Here is a 2,028-nt window from a genome sequence, read left to right on the forward strand (position 1 = left end):
GGCCCGTGTCGATCACCAGCCGCGCCGCCTCACGGCGATACTCCGGCGTATAAGTCTTCCTCTTGCTTGTGCCCATCACGGACATCCTCCCCGACAGGCCCGCAAACACGCGAAACCCGCCTGGTCAGTGTCCGGAATTCGGGGTCAACCTCAGGCTGTCGAACGAGTCCAAGGAGACGAAAGAGATGCCATCCTCCTCAGCATCGGATACGGCCGTGCCGCTGACGGAAAACTCCGGCTCTTCTGGGGACCGCTACTACAACCCGGCGGAGAGCGTCGCCTCAATGTCGCGATCAGCCGAGCTCGTCTACGGATGACCCTAATAAGCAGCTTCGGTCCCGATGACATGGCAGAAGACGCACACCACAGTCGCGGGTACAACCTCATGTACCACTTCATGAAATTCATGGCCTCCAGGGGAGCCGATCTCGGTGACGGGCCAAACCGGAACATTCCTCTGAACCCATTCGAGATCGACGTCCGTGACCGTCTTACTGCAGCCGGACTCAACCTTGACGCACAGGTCGGTGTGGGTTCATATCGGCTGGACTTTGCCGCTCGGCACCCGTCGAAACCCGGCCGCCACATCCTCGCCATAGAAGCGGACGGAGCCGCGTACCATTCCGGCCACACCGCGAGAGAACGGGACAGGCTCAGGCAACAACTACTCGAACGCCGGGGGTGGGTCTTTCATCGGATCTGGAGCACCGACTGGTTCAACAATGCCGACCAAGAAGTGACCAACACCATTGCGGCTTACGAATCCGCCCTCAGCCGATCTGACGAAGTCGGGCCGGCCGCCACCGGAGATGTGTCAGCCGCATGGGAGCTACCCATAGGCACTCGAACAATCACGCGCCCCAGGTTTACTGCCGGCTACCCCATAGATAACTACCCAGCGGCGCTCCTCGTTCAAATCATTCGTTGGATCAGAAGCGATCATGTTATCCGCAACGCCGATGACGAACTCGCCATGACCATGACTGAACTAGGTTTCCAAAAACGAGGATCCAAGATTGTCCGCCGGATTCAGGACGCCCAACTGCAGGCAAACCTCAGTTAGCGCGCAAGACGCAACTCACACTCATCGCAGCGGCTTAAGAAAGCTCTGCGCTCCTCGCGCCGACCCGACGCATTACTAATCAGAGATAGGCCAGCCGGTCTACAGCTCGTCGAGAACTGCAGCTGTCTGGATAGCAGCTTCAAATTCCTGGAATGCTTTTCCCGTGTATTCAATCTCAAGTCCCACCTTGAAATTGTCGCCTTTCAACGCCAAATAAAGTTCAGTCTCTGGCAAATCCCAGACGTAATAGCGACTCAGATGTCCTGCCGAAACCGCCAATCCCCAATCTTCAGGAGAGTCTTGGTAAAGGCTGTTCACCCAGTACTCATTTACCTCGTTCGGTTGCCCGTATTTTTGCGTAAGCAAGTCATTGAGAGTCAAGAAGTCTATGAGGTAGGCACCATCATGGCTGTGCTCCTGATTAATGAGGTACTTAGCTCGCGTGAGAACGTCTTCAACAAAAATGTAGAGCGCCGTCGCATCAAGTTGCGCCAAGACTAGGTCGAAACCAAAAAAGTTGTCTTCGGTACGATCTGGTTCTCTACCTTCGGCCGCGACAACCGCGGCTCGACCAACCCCCCAAGCGACCTTCCTGAAATCAGCTCCACCAGTTGGTCCCTCTTTTGCCGAATTCGAGAACACCCAGGTTCCGTCACTTGACAATCTGACCGGCCGGCCGTCTTTCGCAAAACCTTCTAGCTCCATCGCTCCCCCATTGAATTGACAACACTTGAGACTCTCACATTGAGACCAATGGCATGTCTGTCCGTCGTCTCATGAGGCACAACTCTAACGACTCCACAATTTGGATTAGCCCGCGAGAACCGTCTCAAAAACGTAAAGGTTTCTGAAGCGTGTCAGGTCGACGCCTCAGGCTCAGCCAACACGCGTCGTCGCTTGAAACTGAGCGGGCCGTCTTCCCCCTCGGGTCAGACCCGATCGGGGTTTATAAGACACTGGAACCT

Annotated in this window: 2 protein-coding genes; one reads left to right on the top strand and one right to left on the bottom strand. The window is 55.8% G+C overall.

What is annotated here, in order from left to right; translation table 11 throughout:
* Positions 1-346: 346 nt before the first annotated feature.
* On the top strand, positions 347-1,063 hold the full coding sequence (locus B7R21_RS19215) for a DUF559 domain-containing protein (protein ID WP_172592297.1): 717 nt from the start codon (positions 347-349) through the stop codon (positions 1,061-1,063).
* A 99-nt stretch (positions 1,064-1,162) separates the two neighbouring features.
* Here B7R21_RS19215 and B7R21_RS19220 read toward each other — a convergent pair whose 3' ends face one another.
* On the bottom strand, positions 1,163-1,768 hold the full coding sequence (locus B7R21_RS19220) for a hypothetical protein (protein ID WP_147305988.1): 606 nt from the start codon (positions 1,766-1,768) through the stop codon (positions 1,163-1,165).
* Between the last annotated feature and the right edge of the window lie 260 nt (positions 1,769-2,028).

Origin of the sequence: Subtercola boreus (assembly GCF_003399625.1) — a bacterium.
In the GTDB taxonomy this organism is placed as follows: domain Bacteria; phylum Actinomycetota; class Actinomycetes; order Actinomycetales; family Microbacteriaceae; genus Subtercola; species Subtercola boreus_C.